Raw genomic sequence first — 16918 nt, 5'->3', positions numbered from 1 at the left:
ATGGCCCGAGCGTTGATCGTCGTCGACGTCCAGAACGACTTCTGCGAGGGCGGCGCCCTCGCGGTGGCCGGGGGGGCCGCCGTCGCCGCCGGCATCGGGCCGCTCGCGACCGGCGGCCGGGACGGCACGGCCTACGACCACGTCGTCGCCACCCGGGACGTGCACGTGGACCCGGGGCCGCACTTCTCCGACACCCCGGACTTCGTCGACTCCTGGCCGCCGCACTGCCGCGCGGGGACGCCGGGCGCGTCGTTCCACCCGGCGCTGGACGTCGCACCGATCGAGTGCGTCTTCGACAAGGGCGCCTACACCGCTGCCTACTCGGGCTTCGAGGGCGCGAGCGCCAACGAGTCGGGCGAGCCGCTGGGCGACTGGCTGGGCGGGCGCGGGGTGACCGAGGTCGACGTCGTCGGCCTGGCGACCGACCACTGCGTCCGGGCGACCGCGCTCGACGCCGCACGGCTCGGACTCGCGACGACGGTGCTGCTGCACCACTGCGCGGGGGTCTCCCCGGAGACGACGGAGCGGGCGCTGGCCGAGCTGGCCGAGGCCGGCGTGGAGCTCCGCACGGCCTGAGCCCGGCACCGGCCGGGAGCGCGTCCCGGCCGGTGCCGATGTCTCAGTGCCAATCTCTCAGTGGCGCTCGACCGTCGTGACCTGGGCAGCCCGGTCGCCGTCCACCGGGGTGGCGTCGCCGTCCGCCGGAGCCGCGTCGCGGTCGGGGCGCTGCGGGTCCGCCGGGACGCTCAGCGGGTCGACCGCCGCGACCGGGACGGCCGCTCCCCCGGGGTCCGCGTCGGTGGCCCCGTCGTCCTTGGCGAAGGAGCCGACCTTCACGTAGAAGTCGTCGCCGTGGTTGTCGGTCGCCCAGTCGACGGCCTGCTCCATCACCTCGGCGCTCTTGACCGCGCGCAGGATGACCCGGTCACGGCGGACGTCGCGGTGCAGGGCCACGCACAGCAGCACCATGATCACCACGAACGGTGCCGCGACCAGGATCGTGAGGTTCTGGATGCCCGACAGTGCGTCCTCGCCCCCGGTGAGCAGCATCAGCACCGCGACCGCGCCCATCGCGGCGCCCCAGAAGACGACCACCCACTTGCTGGGCTCGATGGTGCCGCGCTGGGACAGGGTGCCCATGACGATCGACGCGGCGTCGGCGCCGGAGACGAAGAAGATGGCGACCAGGACCATGACGAGCAGGCCGGTGACGGTCGCCCACGGGTAGGCGGCCAGCATCTGGAACAGCTGGACGTTGGAGTCGTCGGAGAACTGTGTGCCCTGCTGGGCCTGGGTGATGGCGGTGCCGCCGAAGATGCAGAACCAGACCAGCGAGACCAGGCTGGGTGCGAGGATGACCCCGCCGACGAACTCGCGGATGGTGCGCCCGCGCGAGATCCGGGCCAGGAACATGCCGACGAACGGCGTCCAGGAGATCCACCACGCCCAGTAGAAGATCGTCCAGCCGGAGAGCCATTCGAGCATCGGCTCGCCGCCGACGGCCTCGGTGCGCCCGACCATCTCGAAGAACTGGGAGAAGTAGGCGCCGATCGAGGTCGGGATCAGGTCGAGGATGATCACCGTCGGGCCGACGACGAACACGAAGAACGCGAGCACCGCCGCCAGCACCATGTTGGTGTTGGACAGCCACTGGATGCCCTTCTCGACGCCGGAGACGGCGGAGAGGATGAACGCGGCGGTCAGGACGACGATGATCGCGGCGAGCAGCCAGGGGCTCACCGGGCCGTCGACCCAGCCGACGGTCTGCATGCCGCCGCCGATCTGGAAGGCGCCCAGGCCGAGGGAGGCCGCGGAGCCGAACAGCGTCGCGAAGATCGCGAGGATGTCGATGGCCCGGCCGATGGAGCCCTCGGCGGCCTTGCGGCCGATCAGCGGGACGAAGGCCTGGCTGATGAGCTGCCGGCGGCCCTTGCGGAAGGTGGAGTAGGCGATGGCGAGGCCGACGACGGCGTAGATCGCCCACGGGTGCAGCGTCCAGTGGAACAGCGAGGTCGCCATCGAGGTCTGCAGCGCGTCGACGGTGCCGGGCTCGGCGGAGCCGGGGGGCGGTGACCGGAAGAAGGTCAGCGGCTCGTTCACGCCGAAGAACATCAGTCCGATGCCCATGCCGGCGGAGAACATCATGGCGATCCAGGAGACCGTGCGGAACTCGGGTTCCTCGTCGTCGGCGCCGAGCTTGACGCGTCCGAACCGGCTGAAGGCCAGGAACAGTGCGAAGGCGACGAAGGCGGTCGCGGCGAGGATGAAGCCCCAGCCACCGCCACGCATCAGCGCCCCGATCATCGTGGACGCGGTCGTGCGCAGGCTCTCCGGCGCCGCGACCCCCCAGACGACGAACAGCAGCGCCAACGCGGCACCGATCCCGAAGACCGTCCGGTCCGTGCGGGGGCGTTCCGGTGGTGCTCCGGGGTCCTCGGTACACGACCGGGGATCGACCTGCGTCATGACGTCTCCACCTCTGTCCGGTGCGGGGAAAGTGCGGTACGTGCGCCGCTCCGTGGGGTCGTGCGGATCCGCGGCCGGGATCACCGGCGCGACGGGTGGACGGGCAGCGGGTGCCGCCGACCCGGGGACGGGCGACGGTCGGGCGGCGGTCGGCCGGGACTCGGCACCACCTGCTCCCCCTCAGATACTCGATTAATATATCTGTGCACGTTATGATGCGGCCGGAGCGGCGGTCAAGACCCGATCCGTCGCCCGGAGCCCGAGGGCACCGGAGTCGCCACCGTGCCCCCAGCAGTTCCGATGCCCGACCCGCGGCGACCGGCCCACGCCTCGGGCCTGCACGAACACCACCGTTGCAGCCCCTTGACACCGACCAGGGCGACGCGCTCCCATCGTGGTGCGTATTGAGCGACTCGTTGCTTGTTACGCAACAGTTTCGGTGTTTCTCGTGTGTTACCGCGGCCCCGATCGCCGTCGTCGTCATCGCGCCCAACCCCACTGCAGGAGGTGATCCGCTGTGCCGCAACGGTTCTGCCGCGACCGCACGCCGGCCGCCTCCGGCGCCCGGTCGTCGCACGGGCCCCCGGTCCCGCGGCGCCGGCCTCCGTAACGAACCGATGCCGTCGCACCGGTCCCGAGCTCGACCCGCGAGGGCGACCCCCGCCGGCGCGCCCGATCTCGCCCCAGACCCGCCAGCCGCCCCACACCGACCGTCGCCCACGAGGAGTACCGCCATGACGACCGGCGAGTTGTCGAACCCCACCACCGAGGGGCAGAGCCTCCCGGACAGCCTGCGAGAGACCCTCGCCGGCCACTACTACACCGACCCCGCGATCTTCCGGGCCGAGCAGGACAACATCTTCCACAAGACGTGGTTCTGCGCGGTGCTGGCCGCGGACCTGGACAAGCCCGGCGCGTTCGAGACCGTCCAGATCGGACGTGAGAGCGTGATCGTCACGCGGGCCAGGGACAACTCCGTACGGGCCTACCTCAACGTCTGCCGACACCGCGGCGCGCGGCTGTGCACGGAGGAGAAGGGCGAGGTCAGGCGCTCGTTCCAGTGTCCGTACCACGCCTGGACCTACGGCCTGGACGGCAAGCTCATCGCGGCGCCGAACCTCAACTCGATGCCCGACGTCGACAAGGTCGAGTACGGCCTGCACACCGTGCACGTCCGCGAGTGGCTGGGCTACGTGTGGCTGAGCCTGGCCGAGGAGCCGCCGTCGTTCACCGAGACCGTGATCGGCGACGTCACCACCCGGCTCGGCTCGCCGGACGCGATCGTGGGCTACGACGTCGAGAACCTGAAGCTCGGCCGGCGCATCTCCTACGACGTCAAGGCGAACTGGAAGCAGATCGTCGAGAACTTCATGGAGTGCTACCACTGCGCGACGATCCACCCCGAGCTCACCGAGGTGCTGCCGGAGTTCGCCGACGGCCTGGCCGCCCAGTACTTCGTCGGGCACGGCGCCGAGTTCGGCGAGGAGATCAAGGGCTTCACCGTCGACGGCTCCGAGGGGCTCGCCCGGATCCCGAGCATCACCCAGGAGCAGGACCGCCGCTACTACGCCATCACGGTGCGGCCCTCGGTGTTCATCAACCTGGTCCCCGACCACGTCGTGTTCCACCGCATGTTCCCGCTGACCCCCGAGCGCACCCTGGTCGTCTGCGACTGGCTCTACCTCCCCGAGGTCGTCGACTCCGGCGCCGACATCGACCGCTCGGTGGAGCTGTTCCACCGGGTCAACGTGCAGGACTTCGACGCCTGCGAGCGCTGCCAGCTCGCGATGGACTCGCGCTCCTACGAGAAGGGGGGCGTGCTCGTGCCGAGCGAGCACCACATCGGCGAGTTCCACGACTGGGTGCGCGACCGGGTGGGCTGATCCCCCGCACCGCACCGCACCGCGCCTCACCGCACTCCCCGCACCACGACGAACGCCCCGCCCGGCCCCGCCGGCGCGGGGCGTTCGCGCATGCCCCCGGGCCCGACCGGATCAGGCCGGCACGGAGGGGTGCCGTGGCACCCCGTCACCCCCCCCCGCACCCCACGCGAGGGGTGCGGCGGGACGCGGGGAGGTGCCACGCCGTGCCCCCGCGGGCGGGACCGCAGCTGAGCAAGCGGGACAGCGGCCGGGCAGCAGGGCGGCCACCGGACGCGGAACGGCCCCGCCCCCGCGGTGCGGGGACGGGGCCGTGGGAGAGCCGCCGCGGCGCTACCGGAAGACGACCGTGCTGCCGCCGGTGAGCAGGACCCGGCGCTCACAGTGCCAGCGGACCGCGCGGGACAGGGCCAGCGCCTCGGCGTCGCGGCCGACCATCTGCAGGGCCTTCGGGTCGTAGGAGTGGTCGATCCGGATCACCTCCTGCTCGATGATCGGGCCCTCGTCGAGGTCGGGGGTGACGTAGTGGGCGGTGGCGCCGACCTGCTTCACGCCGCGCTCGTAGGCCTGGTGGTACGGGCGGGCACCCTTGAAACCGGGCAGGAACGAGTGGTGGATGTTGATGGCACGGTCCTCGAGCGCCTTGCACGTCTCGTCGGAGAGCACCTGCATGTAGCGGGCGAGCACGACCAGCTCGGCGTCGAACTCGTCGACGAGCGACAGCAGCCGGGCCTCGGCGTCGGGCTTGGTCTCGGCGGTCACCGGGACGTGCACGAACGGCAGCCCGGCGGCCTCGGCCATCGGGCGCAGGTCGGGGTGGTTGGACACGACCGCGACGATGTCGGCGCCCAGGCTGCCGGCCCGCCACCGGAAGATCAGGTCGTTGAGGCAGTGCCCCAGCTTGGAGACCATGACCAGGATCCGGGCGGGGGCGCCGTCGTGGAAGGTGAAGCTCACGCCGAACTCGGCCGCGACCGCCTCGAAGTCCCGGCTGATCACGTCGAGGTCCACCTCGTGCTCCGCCCCGACCTGGGTGCGCAGGTGCAGCCGGCCGCGCAGCGGGTCGTCGAACTGCTGGTACTCGCCGATGTCGCAGCCGTGCTCGAACAGGAAGGCGCTGACCGCGCGCACGATGCCGGGGCGGTTCGGGCAGCTCAGGGTCAGGATGAAGGAACGGGACACGGCGGCCTCTCCTCGGGTCGGACGCGGTCCGCGGCGACCACGGACCCCCGGATGGTGCATTGATATATCAGTCATAGTCAAGAGGTGTGGGCATGTCCGAGAACTGTTACGCACACATGACGGGTTAACATGCGACGGTGACCGCACTGCCCGACGACGCCGAGCCGGAGTACACCTCGCTCGCCGACAAGGCGTACACGGTGATCCGGGACCGGCTGATCATGCTCGACATCCCGCCGATGACCGCGATCGACGACGTCGCCCTCGCGAAGTCCCTCGAGGTCGGTCGCACACCGGTGCGGGAGGCCCTCAAGCGCCTGGAGATCGACCGGCTGGTCGTCTCCTACCCACGGCGGGGCACGTTCGCGACCGGGGTCGACATCACCGACCTGGCCTACATCTCCGAGATCCGGGTGCAGCTGGAGCCGCTCGCGGCGCGCCGCGCGGCCGAGTACGCCGGCCCCACGACCCGGGCCGACCTCGCCGAGCTGGCCGACACCATCGACCGGATCGACGTGCGCACCCTGGACCGCGACGCGCTGATGCGCTGGGACCTGCACGTCCACCGGACGATCTACGAGGCAGCGGCCAACCCGCACCTCGAGGACACCCTGATCCGCTACGACAACCTGGCGACCCGGATCTTCTGCCTGTTCCTGGACCGGATGACGCACTTCGACCAGCACGTCGGCGAGCACTCGGGCCTGCTGCGGGCCATCGCGGGGCAGCAGGCCGACGAGGCGGCCGACCGGGCCCGCGCGCACGTCATCGGGTTCGAGAAGGCGGTCCGCGAGGTCGTCTGACCCGGCTCAGACGTGGGCGCGTGCCGAGCGGACGGTGTGTGCCAGCAGCAGGGCCGTCGTCACCGGTCCGACGCCGCCGGGCACCGGCGTGAGCGCACCGGCGCGGGTCGCGACGTCGGCGGCGTCGACGTCGCCGACCAGGCTGCCGTCGGGGGCGGTGTTCGTCCCCACGTCGACGACGACCGCGCCCTCGGCGACGTGCTCGGCGCGGATCAGCCCGATCCGCCCGACCGCGACCACGAGCACGTCCGCGGTGCGGGTGTGCTCGGCGAGCTCCTTGGTGTGGCGGTGGCAGATGCCGACCGTCGCGTCGCGTTGCAGGAGCAGCTGGGCGGTCGGCTTGCCGACGACCAGCGAGCGCCCCACGACCACGGCGCTGCGCCCGGCCAGCTCGACGCCGTGGTGGTCGAGCAGCTCGAGCACCGCGGCCGCGGTGGCCGGCGGGTAGGCGGGCAGGCCCGCGGCGAGCCGGCCGGCCGAGAGCGGGTTGGCGCCGTCGACGTCCTTCTCCGGGACGATCGACGCGGCCAGCTCCTCGACCCGCACACCGTCGGGCAGCGGGGTCTGCAGGATTATGCCGTGCACGGTGTCGTCGCTGCTCAGCCGGGCCAGGGTGGCGGTGATGGACTCGGCGTCGGCGTCCGGGCCGAGGTCGAGGACCTCGCACTCGACGCCGACCCGGCGGGCGGCCCCGGACAGCGAGCGGACGTACCAGCCCGCGCCCTCGTCGGCGGTGGCGACGACGACGGCCAGCCGCGGCACGACGCCGAGGACAGTGAGCGCGGCGGCCTCGGCCTGCACCCCCTGGCGCAGCTCGCGGGCGCGCGCGGTGCCGTCGAGGACGACGTGGTCGGGGTGGGGGGCCGGCCGGGTGGTGGGTGGCGGGGTCATCGGCGGATCTGCTCCCGGACGTCGTCGGTCACCTTGTCGGCCCGGCGCAGCAGGTCGTCGACGCCGGTCAGCGCCGCGGACAGCTCGGTGCGCGCCTGCGGGTCGGTGAGGCCCGCCAGGTTGATCTCGACGTTGAGCCGGGCGGTGCTCGCCGCGGCCCGTGCGGCGTCGGCCGCCGCGCCCACGTCGCTGATCACGTTGGGGTTGCCGATCGGCCGCAGCCGCTCGGCGAGGTCGACCACCTGCTCGGCGGCGCGGATGACCTGTGCGGGAATCCGTCCCGCCTCGACCGTCGCGGCGGCGATCGCCGCGCTGCGGACCTGCTTCGCCTCGTCCGTGTCGCGCGGGAGCTTGTAGGCCGCGCCGACCGCGCCGAACGCGCGGGCGTCGTCCTCGGCGAGGCCGAGGCCGGTGATGCGCAGTGCGTCGGCCCGGTTGCGGACGTCGAGGACCGTCTCGGCGTGCTCGGCGTAGCGCTCGCCGTCGGTGTAGCGGGCGACCATGCCGAGCAGGGCCGCGGCCTGGGCGAGGTGCAGGCCGGCCGTCGCGCCGCCGCCGGGGGCGGGGACGCGGGCGGCCAGGTCCCAGAGGAACCGGTCGAGGGTGTCGGAACGCATGGGGGTCCTTCCGTGCGGCGGAGCGACGGTGCGTCGTCGGGTGCGGAGGCGGGGGCGGCCGGTCGGGCCGCCCCCGCCCCACCGGGTCAGCGCCGGATGCGGCTCATCTCCGGGTCGAACAGCGGCTCGGCCGCGACCGAGGCACGGATCCGGCGGTCGAAGTACTGGATCTCGACCGTCGCCCCCACCGGCAGCCCGGCGGGCAGCCAGGCGTAGGCGATCGGGGTGCCCAGGGTGTAGCCGTAGGCCGCGGAGGTGACGTAGCCGGCGGGCTCGCCGTCGACCAGCACCGCCTCGTGGCCGAGGACGACGCTGCGGCCGTCGTCGACCGTGAGGCAGGTCAGCCTGCGGGTGACGGCGTCCGGGTCGATCTTCTCGACGGCCTCGCGGCCGACGAAGTCGCCCTTGGTGTGCGGGCGGACCGCGAAGCCGAGCCCGGCCTCGTAGGGGTTGTGCTCGGTGGACATGTCCGCACCCCAGGAGCGGTAGCCCTTCTCCAGGCGCAGGCTGTTGAACGCCGCGCGCCCGGCCGCGACCACACCGAGCGGGCGCCCGGCCTCGTAGAGCACGTCCCACAGCTTCCGGCCGTACTCGGCGCTGGTGTAGATCTCCCAGCCGAGCTCGCCGACGTAGGACAGCCGCATCGCGGTCACCGGGATCCCGGCGATGTGCGCGGACATCGCGCGGAAGTACTTCAGGCCTTCGTGGGAGAAGTCCTCGCCCGACAGCGGCTGGACCAGGTCGCGGGCCAGCGGCCCCCACACGCCGATGCAGCAGGTGCCGCCGGTGATGTCACGGACGGCCACCGAGTGGTCGTCGGGCAGGGCGCGGCGCAGGTGGTCGAGGTCGAGGTGGGAGTTCGCGCCGACCTGGAACAGCTGCTCGCCGAGACGGGCGACGGTGAGGTCGGACCGGACGCCGCCCGCCTCGTCCAGCATCAGGGTGTAGGTGACGGCGCCGACGGACTTGTCCATCTTGCCGGTGGTCAGGCCCTCCAGGAACGCGCACGCCCCCGGCCCGGAGACCTCCAGGCGGGTCAGCGGGGTCATGTCGTACATCGCGACCGCGGTGCGGGTCTTCCAGGCCTCGACCGCGACGACCGGCGAGTGGAACATCGCCGACCAGGCGTCGCGGGACGGGGCGCGCCACTGCGGCGGCATGTCCTTGGCCAGGGCGGCGTTGGCCTCGTACCAGTGCGGGCGCTCCCAGGCGTGGGACTCCAGGAAGAACGCGCCCAGCTCCCGCTGCCGGTCGTGGAACGGGCTGGTCCGGATGCCGCGCGGGGACAGCTTGGGCTGCAGCGGGTGCAGCACGTCGTAGATCTCGACGAAGTTCTGCTGGGAGGTCTCGTCGACGTAGGCGTCGGTGGTCTCGACCTCGTCGAACCGGTTGACGTCGCAGCCGTGCAGGTCGAGCTCGCTGCGGCCGTCGACGAGCAGCTGCGCGACCGAGCGGGCGACGCCGGAGGAGTGCGTGACCCACACGGCCTCGGCGACCCAGAAACCGGCGACGTCGGGCGACTCCCCGATCAGCGGGCCGCCGTCGGGGGTGAAGGAGAAGACGCCGTTGAACCCGTGCTCGATCTTCGAGCGCTGTAGACCGGGCAGCAGCTGCTGGCTCTGCTCCCACTGCCGCGCGAAGTCCTCCTCGGTGAAGGGCAGCATCGAGGGCTGGGTGCGCTCGCCGACCTCGCCGTCGCCGACCTCGGGCAGCTCGGAGATCGACACCGGCATCGGGCGGTGGGCGTAGGAGCCGATGCCGAGGCAGTCGTTGTGCTCGCGGTAGTAGAGGTCGGCGTCCTGGTGGCGCAGGATGGGCAGCCGCGCCTCGACGAACTCACCGTGCGGAGCCCCGGCGGAGCGCGCATCGGCACCGTTGCGGCCGACGAGCTGCTCGACCTGGGTGGTGCGGGCGTACTGGTGCGCCAGCGGCAGCAGCGGCACCCGCATGCCGACGAGCTTCCCGAGCTCGCGGCCCCAGAACCCGGCGCAGGACACCACGATGTCGGCGGGGACGGTCTCGCCGTCGGCGGTCTCGACGCCGGTGACCCGGCCGCCGGACTGCGCGATGCCGGTGACCCGCACCGAGCCGCGGAAGACCGCGCCGCGGGACTCGGCCCGCCGGGCCAGCGCGACGACGGCGCGGGCGGCCTTGGCCAGGCCGTCGGTGGGGGTGTGCAGGCCGCCGAGGACCTGGTCGGGGTCGAGCAGCGGGTGCAGCCGCGCGCACTCGGCCGCGGCGACGACCGCGGCCGGCACACCGCGGGAGATCGCCCAGCCCTGCTTGCGGTGCAGGTCGGCGAGCCGCTCCGGGGTGGTCGCGACCTCCAGGCCGCCGACCTGGTTGAAGCACCAGCCGTCCGCGGTGGTGCCGTCGTCGAGACCGAGGAGCTTCTCGACGGTGTAGGTGGCGAACGCGGTCATGGTCTTCGACCCGGTGGTCTGGAAGACCAGGCCGGGGGCGTGCGAGGTGGAACCGCCGGTCAGGGGCAGCGGCCCCTGGTCCAGGACGGTGACGTCGGTCCAGCCGCGGGTGGTGAGCTCGTCGGCCAGGTTCGCCCCGACGATCCCGGCTCCGATGATGACGACACGGGGGGTCATGGTGGTCTCCTTGTGCGTGGTCGTCGGGCGGGTCAGCGGGCGAGGGACGGGACGTCGGAGCCGCCGAACTCGAGGGCGGCGTCGAGCAGCCAGTCCGCGAGGTAGCCGGCGAACGAGCTGCGCACGTGCAGGTCGAACACCGCTCCCCCGTCGGCGTCGGACCGGTCGTCGCGGGCCAGCAGGAGCACGGCGGCCCGGCCGAGCAGCGTCTGGGCGCTGCTCCCGGCCGGGAACGAGCGCGGGTGCAGGTCGAGCGCGCAGCCGAAGGACAGCAGCTCGCGGGCGAGCCGGCCGCCGATCCGCAGGACGACGCGCTGGGCGGAGGTGTCGGTCGCGGCGCCCCCGACGCCGGTGTCACCGGCGACGAGTGCGCGCAGCGCAGCCTCGCCGACGCCCCGGTTCCCGGTGTGGCTGGTGACCAGCCACTCGTCGGGGCCGAGCCAGACGACCTCGCCGTCACCGGTGTCGACCCAGGTGTTGGGCCGGACCGGCAGCGGGACCCCGAGCGCGGCGTCGACACCGGCACGGGCCGGTGCGGACGGGTCGAGCCGCAGCGTCACCGACTGCGCGACCGGGAGCACCTCGACCGTGAGATCGCCCCCGGTGTCGCGGGACAGGGCGGCCAGCGCCGGGATGTGGGCGTCGAGCGGGTGGGTCGTGGGCAGCGGGATCGACTCAGCCGTCACGGCGGGCTCCTTCCGGGTCGACGAGGACGGGTCCGGTGATCTCGACCGGGACCAGCGCCCCCTGGTGCGGGACGTGCACGACGTCGCCGATGCGGTCGCGGCCGCCCTTGAGCAGGGCCAGGGCGAACGGCCGCTCCAGCTCCGCGGACAGGTAGCTGGAGGTGACGTGGCCGAGCATCGGGACCGGCGGCGGGGGCAGGGTGCCGTCGGGTGAGAACTCGACGATCTGCGCGCCCTCCGGCAGCCGGGTGCCGCGGTCGGTCGGGAGCAGCCCGACCAGGTGCTTGCGCATCGGGTCGGTGTTGGAGGCGCGGGCGAAGGAGCGCTTGCCGACGAAGTCGACCTTCTTCTTCGACACCGCCCAGCTCATCCCCAGGTCGTGTGGGGAGACGGTGCCGTCGGTGTCCTGCCCGATGATCGGGTAGCCCTTCTCGGCGCGCAGGACGTGCATCGTCTCCGTGCCGTAGGGGGTGATCCCGTACGGCTCGCCGGCCGCGATCAGCCGCTCCCAGACGGCCAGGCCGTACCGGGCGTCGACGTTGACCTCGAAGGCCAGCTCGCCGGAGAAGGAGATCCGGGCCAGCCGGACCCCGACGCCGTCGAGCTCGGTGTCGCGCCAGGTCATGAACTCGAACGCCGCGGCGGAGGCGTCGACACCGGGGAACACGGCGGAGATCACGTCGCGCGAGCGAGGCCCGACGACCGGGAACACCGCCCAGTGCTCGGTGACCGACGTGAGGTTCACCTTCAGGTGCGGCACCTCGGTCTGGCGCCAGTCCTCGAGGTGGTCCAGCACCGAGGCCGCGCCGCCGGTGGTCGTGGTGAGCAGGAAGCGGTCCTCGGCGATGCGCAGCACGGTGCCGTCGTCGGTGACCATGCCGTCGTTGCCGCACATGACGCCGTAGCGGACGCGGCCGACCTTCAGGCTGCTCATCAGGTTGGTGTAGACGAGGTCGAGGAACTGCCCCGCGTCCGGTCCCTGGACGTCGATCTTGCCCAGCGTGGAGCCGTCCATGATCGCGACGTCGCGGCGGGCCGCGGCGCACTCGCGCAGCACGGCGGCGTCCATGTCCTCCCCGGCCAGCGGGTAGTGGCGCGGTCGCTTCCACTGGCCGACGTCCTCGAACACCGCGCCGTGGGCGACGTGCCACGGGTGCACCGCGGTGGTGCGGACCGGGTCGAACAGGTCCCCGCGCTCGCGGCCGGCGAGCGCGGCGAACGACACCGGGGTGTAGGGCGGGCGGAACGTGGTGGTCCCGAGGTCGCCCGCCGGGCGGCCCAGCAGCTCCGCGGTGATCCCGGAGGCGATGGTGCCGGAGGTCTTCCCCTGGTCGTGGGCGGTGCCGATGGTGGTGTAGCGCTTCACGTGCTCCACCGAGCGCAGCCCGGCGCCGACGGCCCGCTCGATGTCGGCCACCGTCGCGTCGCGCGCGATGTCGACGAACTGGCGCGTGGAGTCGCCCGCGGTGCGCCACAGCACCAGGCCGGGGGTGCGCGCCGGCTCGGGTGCCGAGCTCGGGGCGTCGCCGCCCGCGCCGTCGTACAGGCAGCCGGCCAGGTCGAGGGTGCCGTTGGCGGCGCCGATCACCTCGGTGCCCGCGACCGCGGCGCCGGGACGGAAGGCGCCCAGGCCCGCGTCGTAGACGAGCTGGCCGCGGACGTGGCTGAACAGGTGCGCGGTCGGCGTCCAGCCGCCGGAGACCAGCAGCAGGTCGCACGCCAGCACCTCGGTGCCGTCGCCGGTCGCGACGTGCGCGGCGGACACCCGGCCCGCGTCGTCGCCGTCGGAGCCGACGACGGTGGCCCCGGCGCGCAGGGCCACCCCGGCCTCGGTGCACTCCCGCGCGCGCTCGGCGGGCAGTTCGGAGCGGGCGTCGACGAGGGTCACCCGGGCGCCGGCACCGGCCAGGTCGGCGGCGGCCAGGTAGGCGGCGTCGTCGGTGGTGAACACGACGACCTCGCGGCCGGCGAGCACGCCGTAGCGGTGCAGGTACTCGCGCGCCGCGGAGGCGAGCATGACGCCCGGCCGGTCGTTGTCGGCGAACACCACGGGGCGCTCGATCGCGCCGGCCGCGACGACGACCTTCCCGGCGCGGATGCGGTGCACCCGCTGGCGGGACCGGTGCGCCGGGGCTGTGCCGAGGTGGTCGGCGCCGATGCTCGTGCGCCGCTCCAGGGCCAGGACGAACCCGTCGTCGTAGTGGCCGAAGGCGGTGGTGCGCTGCAGGTGGCGCACCTCGGGGTTCTCGGCCAGCTCGGCGACGACGTCGGCGACCCAGCGGTGCGCGGCGCGGCCGTCGATCCGGTCGGTCGGGACGAGCGAGCCGCCGGCCTCCAGACGGTCGTCGACGAGCACCACGCGGTCGCCGCGACGGGCCGCGGTGCGCGCGGCGAGCAGCCCGGCCGGGCCGGCGCCGACCACCAGGGTGTCGCAGTGGGCGTGGCGGCGGTCGTACCGCGCGGTGTCGGGCACGGTCGCCAGCCGGCCCTGCCCGTTCAGCCCGCGGGCGACCAGGCCGTCGTACAGCTCGACGGTGGCGGCCTGCAGCATCGGCTCGGGGAACGGCTCCTCGATCTGCACGAGGCCGACCGGGTCCTCGGTCCAGGCCCCGCCGATGCCGCGGGGGCGGCCGAGCTTGACCGAGCCGCCGAGCACGGTGACGCCGTGCGCGAGCAGTGCCGAGGCGAGCGTGTCGCCCGGGTGACCGGTGTAGGTGGTGCCGTCGAAGACGAAGGTCAGTGTACGGGTGCGGTCGATGCGCCCGTACCCGTCGATGCGGGTCATGTGCGGGTCCCCGGGATCTGCGGCCGGGCCTCGCCCATCGGGTAGACGGCGAGGAACCGGTAGGTGTGGGTGTCGCGGACGGCGTTGAACCAGCGGCGGCAGCCCGCGGAGTGGCTCCAGCGCTCGGCGAACGGGCCCTTCGGGTTGTCCCGGAAGAACACGTAGTGCGCCCACTGCTCGTCGTCGAGCTCGGCCGGTGCGGCCGGGTACGCGACGTGGGCCTGTCCGCCGTAGTGGAACTCGACCTCCTCGCGGGGGCCGCACCAGGGGCAGTCGATGAGTTGCACGTCGGGCTCCTAGTGGGCGACGCCGGCGGCGCCGTGCTCGTCGACGAGCGCGCCGGTGACGAACCGGTCGAGGGCGAACGGGGCGATGTGCGGGTGCAGCTCGTCGGTGGCGATGGTGTGGGCCAGGCACCAGCCCAGCCCGGGGGTCACCTTGAACCCACCGGTCCCCCAGCCGGAGTTGACCAGCACGTTCGTGTACGGCGTGCGGCCCACGATCGGCGACGCGTCCGGGGTGACGTCGACGATGCCCGCCCAGCTGCGCAGCAGGTGCGCCCGGGCGAACACCGGGAACAGCTCGACCGCGGCGGCCATCTGGCGCTCGATGATGTGGAAGGCGCCGCGCTGGCCGTAGCCGTTGTAGGAGTCGACGCCGGCGCCCATCACGAGCTCGCCCTTGTGCGCCTGGGAGACGTAGACGTGCACCGCGTTCGACATGACGATCGTCGGGTGCACCGGCTCCAGCAGCTCGGACACCAGCGCCTGCAGCGGGTGCGACTGCAGCGGGGTGTCGACGCCGAGCCGGTCGAGCAGGGTCGAGGTGTGCCCGGCCGCGCAGAGCGCGACCTGCCCGCAGGCGATGTCGCCCCGGCTGGTCCGGATCCCGGTGACCCGGGCCGTGCCGTCCTCGACGGAGCCCTCGGTCACGAAGTCCAGCACCTCGCAGTCCTGGATGAGATCCACCCCGGCCTCGTCGGCGCGGCGGGCGAAGCCCCAGGCCACGTAGTCGTGCTTGGCGATGCCGGCACGGGGCTGGTAGGTCGCGCCGAGCACCGGGTAGCGGATGTCGTGCGAGACGTTGACGATCGGGCAGATCTTCGCGACGTCGTCGGGGCCGAGGTACTCGGCGTCGATCCCGTTGAGCTTGTTCGCCTCGACCCGGCGGACCGAGTCGCGCACGTCCTGCTCGGTGTGGGCGAGGTTCAGCACGCCGCGCTGGGAGAACAGGATCGGGTAGCCGAGGTCCTCCTCCAGCCCCTCCCACAGCTTCAGGGCGTGCTCGTAGATGAAGGCCGACTCGTCCCACAGGTAGTTCGAGCGGATGAGGGTGGTGTTGCGGGCCATGTTGCCGCCGGCCAGCCACCCCTTCTCCAGCACCGCGACGTTGGTGATGCCGTGGTTCTTGACCAGGTAGTGGGCGGTGGCCAGGCCATGCCCGCCGCCGCCGACGATGACCACGTCGTAGGAGCGCTTCGGCTCGGGGTTGCGCCACAGGGCGTCGGGGTGCTCGGGCAGGTGGGCCCCGGGGGGCGCGTTCTCGGTGCCGGTGTGCTCGGTGCTCATGCCGTCAGCTCCGGGTAGAGGGGGTGGCGGTCGGCGAGGACGGTGACGCGGGCGGCCAGCTCGTCGAGCTCGGCGTCGCCCGCGGCGGGGCGCAGCGCGCGGGCGATGACGTCGGCGACCTCGGTGAAGTCCTCGGCGCCGAAGCCGCGGGCGGCCAGTGCGGGGGTGCCGATCCGGACCCCGGAGCTCACCATCGGCGGGCGCGGGTCGAACGGGACCGCGTTGCGGTTGACGGTGATGCCGACCCGGTGCAGCCGGTCCTCGGCCTGCTTGCCGTCGAGCTCGGAGTCGCGCAGGTCGACCAGGACCAGGTGGACGTCGGTGCCGCCGGAGACCACGCCGACGCCGGGCTCCTGGACCAGCCGCTCGGCGACGATCCGGGCACCTTCCAGGGTGCGCTGCTGGCGCTCGGCGAACGCGGGCTCACCGGCCAGCTTGAACGCGACGGCCTTGGCCGCGATCACGTGCTCCAGCGGGCCGCCCTGCTGGCCGGGGAAGACCTGCGAGTTGAGCTTCTTCGCGAGCTCGGCCCGGGCCAGGATGATGCCGCCGCGCGGGCCGCCGAGGGTCTTGTGCGTGGTGCTGGTGACGATGTCGGCGTGGGGCACCGGCGACGGGTGCAGCCCGGCCGCGACGAGACCGGCGAAGTGCGCCATGTCGACCATCAGGCGGGCACCGACCGCGTCGGCGATCCGCCGGAACTCGGCGAAGTCGAGCTGCCGCGGGTAGGCCGACCACCCGGCGACGATCAGCTTGGGGCGGCGTTCGTGGGCCAGGCGCTCGACCTCGGCCATGTCGACCCGGTGGTCCTCGGCGCGGACGTGGTAGGCGGCGACGTCGTAGAGCCGGCCGGAGAAGTTGAGCCGCATCCCGTGGGTGAGGTGCCCGCCGTGTGCCAGGTCGAGACCCAGGATGGTGTCGCCCGGGTCGAGCAGCGCGGCCATGGCGGCGGCGTTGGCCTGGGCACCGGAGTGCGGCTGGACGTTGGCGTAGTCGGCGCCGAACAGCGCCTTCACGCGGTCGATGGCGAGCTGCTCGACGACGTCGACGTGCTCGCACCCGCCGTAGTAGCGGCGGCCGGGGTAGCCCTCGGCGTACTTGTTGGTGAGCACCGAGCCCTGCGCCTGCATCACGGCCAGCGGCGCGAAGTTCTCGCTGGCGATCATCTCCAGGGTGCCGCGCTGGCGACCCAGCTCGGCGGCGACGGCCGCGTGCACCTCCGGGTCCACGTCGCGCAGCGTCCCGTCGAGGACCCCCGCCGCACCGTTCGACGGACCCCGATCCACGGCGAACGTCGTCATGGGCACCTCCAGATATCTTCTCCAGCGGACTGATATATCAACTGTCTGCGTTCAGCGTCGCACGGGCGGTCCCGGCAGGTCAAGAGGCTGATCGTGGCCCGTGCGACCGGGCCGGGACACGCCTGCGGCGCAGGTCCCC

13 protein-coding genes are annotated in these 16918 nt (G+C 73.0%); 3 read left to right on the top strand and 10 right to left on the bottom strand.

The window, feature by feature from the left end:
* Nucleotides 1–576 (top strand): isochorismatase family protein, encoded by a 576-nt coding sequence (locus Ae505Ps2_RS13310; RefSeq protein WP_043281671.1) that lies wholly within the window; start codon nucleotides 1–3, stop codon nucleotides 574–576.
* Nucleotides 577–633: 57 nt separating this feature from the next.
* Here the strand turns inward: Ae505Ps2_RS13310 and Ae505Ps2_RS13305 are convergent, their stop codons facing one another.
* Nucleotides 634–2466, bottom strand: coding sequence for a BCCT family transporter (locus Ae505Ps2_RS13305; protein WP_084786267.1), 1833 nt, complete (start codon nucleotides 2464–2466; stop codon nucleotides 634–636).
* Nucleotides 2467–3200: 734 nt separating this feature from the next.
* Between Ae505Ps2_RS13305 and Ae505Ps2_RS13300 the strand changes: the two genes are divergently transcribed.
* Nucleotides 3201–4349 carry an aromatic ring-hydroxylating dioxygenase subunit alpha gene (locus tag Ae505Ps2_RS13300; protein ID WP_075307923.1) on the top strand — a complete coding sequence of 383 codons (1149 nt, stop codon included), beginning with the start codon at nucleotides 3201–3203 and terminating at the stop codon, nucleotides 4347–4349.
* 330 nt (nucleotides 4350–4679) lie between these two features.
* On the opposite strand, the gene purU is transcribed toward Ae505Ps2_RS13300, so the two are convergent.
* A complete protein-coding gene (gene purU / locus Ae505Ps2_RS13295; RefSeq protein ID WP_075553665.1) occupies nucleotides 4680–5528 on the bottom strand; it encodes a formyltetrahydrofolate deformylase in 849 nt (282 codons plus the stop codon).
* A 137-nt stretch (nucleotides 5529–5665) separates the two neighbouring features.
* On the opposite strand from purU, the gene Ae505Ps2_RS13290 reads away from it, so the two are divergent.
* Complete coding sequence (locus Ae505Ps2_RS13290) at nucleotides 5666–6331, top strand: FCD domain-containing protein (RefSeq protein ID WP_020627393.1); 666 nt, start codon at nucleotides 5666–5668, stop codon at nucleotides 6329–6331.
* A 6-nt stretch (nucleotides 6332–6337) separates the two neighbouring features.
* Here the strand turns inward: Ae505Ps2_RS13290 and Ae505Ps2_RS13285 are convergent, their stop codons facing one another.
* The 8 genes from Ae505Ps2_RS13285 to glyA form a co-directional block, all read right to left on the bottom strand.
* Entirely contained in the window at nucleotides 6338–7222 is an 885-nt protein-coding gene (locus Ae505Ps2_RS13285; protein ID WP_075307925.1) for a bifunctional 5,10-methylenetetrahydrofolate dehydrogenase/5,10-methenyltetrahydrofolate cyclohydrolase, read from the bottom strand.
* Nucleotides 7219–7839 (bottom strand): cyclodeaminase/cyclohydrolase family protein, encoded by a 621-nt coding sequence (locus Ae505Ps2_RS13280; protein WP_075307927.1) that lies wholly within the window; start codon nucleotides 7837–7839, stop codon nucleotides 7219–7221. Before Ae505Ps2_RS13280 ends, Ae505Ps2_RS13285 begins: the two co-directional genes overlap by 4 nt.
* 86 nt (nucleotides 7840–7925) lie before the next feature.
* Nucleotides 7926–10439, bottom strand: coding sequence for an FAD-dependent oxidoreductase (locus Ae505Ps2_RS13275; protein ID WP_075553664.1), 2514 nt, complete (start codon nucleotides 10437–10439; stop codon nucleotides 7926–7928).
* Between the two features lie 32 nt (nucleotides 10440–10471).
* Nucleotides 10472–11125 (bottom strand): sarcosine oxidase subunit gamma family protein, encoded by a 654-nt coding sequence (locus Ae505Ps2_RS13270; RefSeq protein WP_084786266.1) that lies wholly within the window; start codon nucleotides 11123–11125, stop codon nucleotides 10472–10474.
* Nucleotides 11115–13910: a 2Fe-2S iron-sulfur cluster-binding protein gene (locus Ae505Ps2_RS13265; protein ID WP_075307931.1), complete on the bottom strand. Its 2796-nt coding sequence runs from the start codon at nucleotides 13908–13910 to the stop codon at nucleotides 11115–11117. The genes Ae505Ps2_RS13270 and Ae505Ps2_RS13265 overlap by 11 nt, the downstream gene beginning before the upstream one ends.
* The gene (locus tag Ae505Ps2_RS13260; RefSeq protein WP_020627387.1) at nucleotides 13907–14197 is read right to left on the bottom strand and encodes a sarcosine oxidase subunit delta; all 291 of its coding nucleotides are present in this window, start codon (nucleotides 14195–14197) and stop codon (nucleotides 13907–13909) included. Before Ae505Ps2_RS13260 ends, Ae505Ps2_RS13265 begins: the two co-directional genes overlap by 4 nt.
* A gap of 9 nt (nucleotides 14198–14206) precedes the next feature.
* Nucleotides 14207–15478 carry a sarcosine oxidase subunit beta family protein gene (locus Ae505Ps2_RS13255; RefSeq protein ID WP_075307933.1) on the bottom strand — a complete coding sequence of 424 codons (1272 nt, stop codon included), beginning with the start codon at nucleotides 15476–15478 and terminating at the stop codon, nucleotides 14207–14209.
* Entirely contained in the window at nucleotides 15475–16779 is a 1305-nt protein-coding gene (gene glyA, locus Ae505Ps2_RS13250) for a serine hydroxymethyltransferase (RefSeq protein WP_075307935.1), read from the bottom strand. The genes Ae505Ps2_RS13255 and glyA overlap by 4 nt, the downstream gene beginning before the upstream one ends.
* Nucleotides 16780–16918: the final 139 nt, after the last annotated feature.

The organism is Pseudonocardia sp. Ae505_Ps2, assembly GCF_001932425.1.
Taxonomy (GTDB): domain Bacteria; phylum Actinomycetota; class Actinomycetes; order Mycobacteriales; family Pseudonocardiaceae; genus Pseudonocardia.
Note: the sequence above shows the minus strand (reverse complement) of the source record. Positions and strands in the feature narration are given on the sequence as shown.

What these genes read in the sequence shown, in the direction of transcription:
- Ae505Ps2_RS13310 (WP_043281671.1), top strand. Translation starts at nt 1, where the DNA reads ATGGCCCGAGCGTTGATCGTCGTCGACGTCCAGAACGACTTCTGCGAG.
- Ae505Ps2_RS13305 (WP_084786267.1), bottom strand. Translation starts at nt 2,466, where the DNA reads ATGACGCAGGTCGATCCCCGGTCGTGTACCGAGGACCCCGGAGCACCA.
- Ae505Ps2_RS13300 (WP_075307923.1), top strand. Translation starts at nt 3,201, where the DNA reads ATGACGACCGGCGAGTTGTCGAACCCCACCACCGAGGGGCAGAGCCTC.
- Ae505Ps2_RS13285 (WP_075307925.1), bottom strand. Translation starts at nt 7,222, where the DNA reads ATGACCCCGCCACCCACCACCCGGCCGGCCCCCCACCCCGACCACGTC.
- Ae505Ps2_RS13280 (WP_075307927.1), bottom strand. Translation starts at nt 7,839, where the DNA reads ATGCGTTCCGACACCCTCGACCGGTTCCTCTGGGACCTGGCCGCCCGC.
- Ae505Ps2_RS13275 (WP_075553664.1), bottom strand. Translation starts at nt 10,439, where the DNA reads ATGACCCCCCGTGTCGTCATCATCGGAGCCGGGATCGTCGGGGCGAAC.
- Ae505Ps2_RS13265 (WP_075307931.1), bottom strand. Translation starts at nt 13,910, where the DNA reads ATGACCCGCATCGACGGGTACGGGCGCATCGACCGCACCCGTACACTG.
- Ae505Ps2_RS13255 (WP_075307933.1), bottom strand. Translation starts at nt 15,478, where the DNA reads ATGAGCACCGAGCACACCGGCACCGAGAACGCGCCCCCCGGGGCCCAC.
- glyA (WP_075307935.1), bottom strand. Translation starts at nt 16,779, where the DNA reads ATGACGACGTTCGCCGTGGATCGGGGTCCGTCGAACGGTGCGGCGGGG.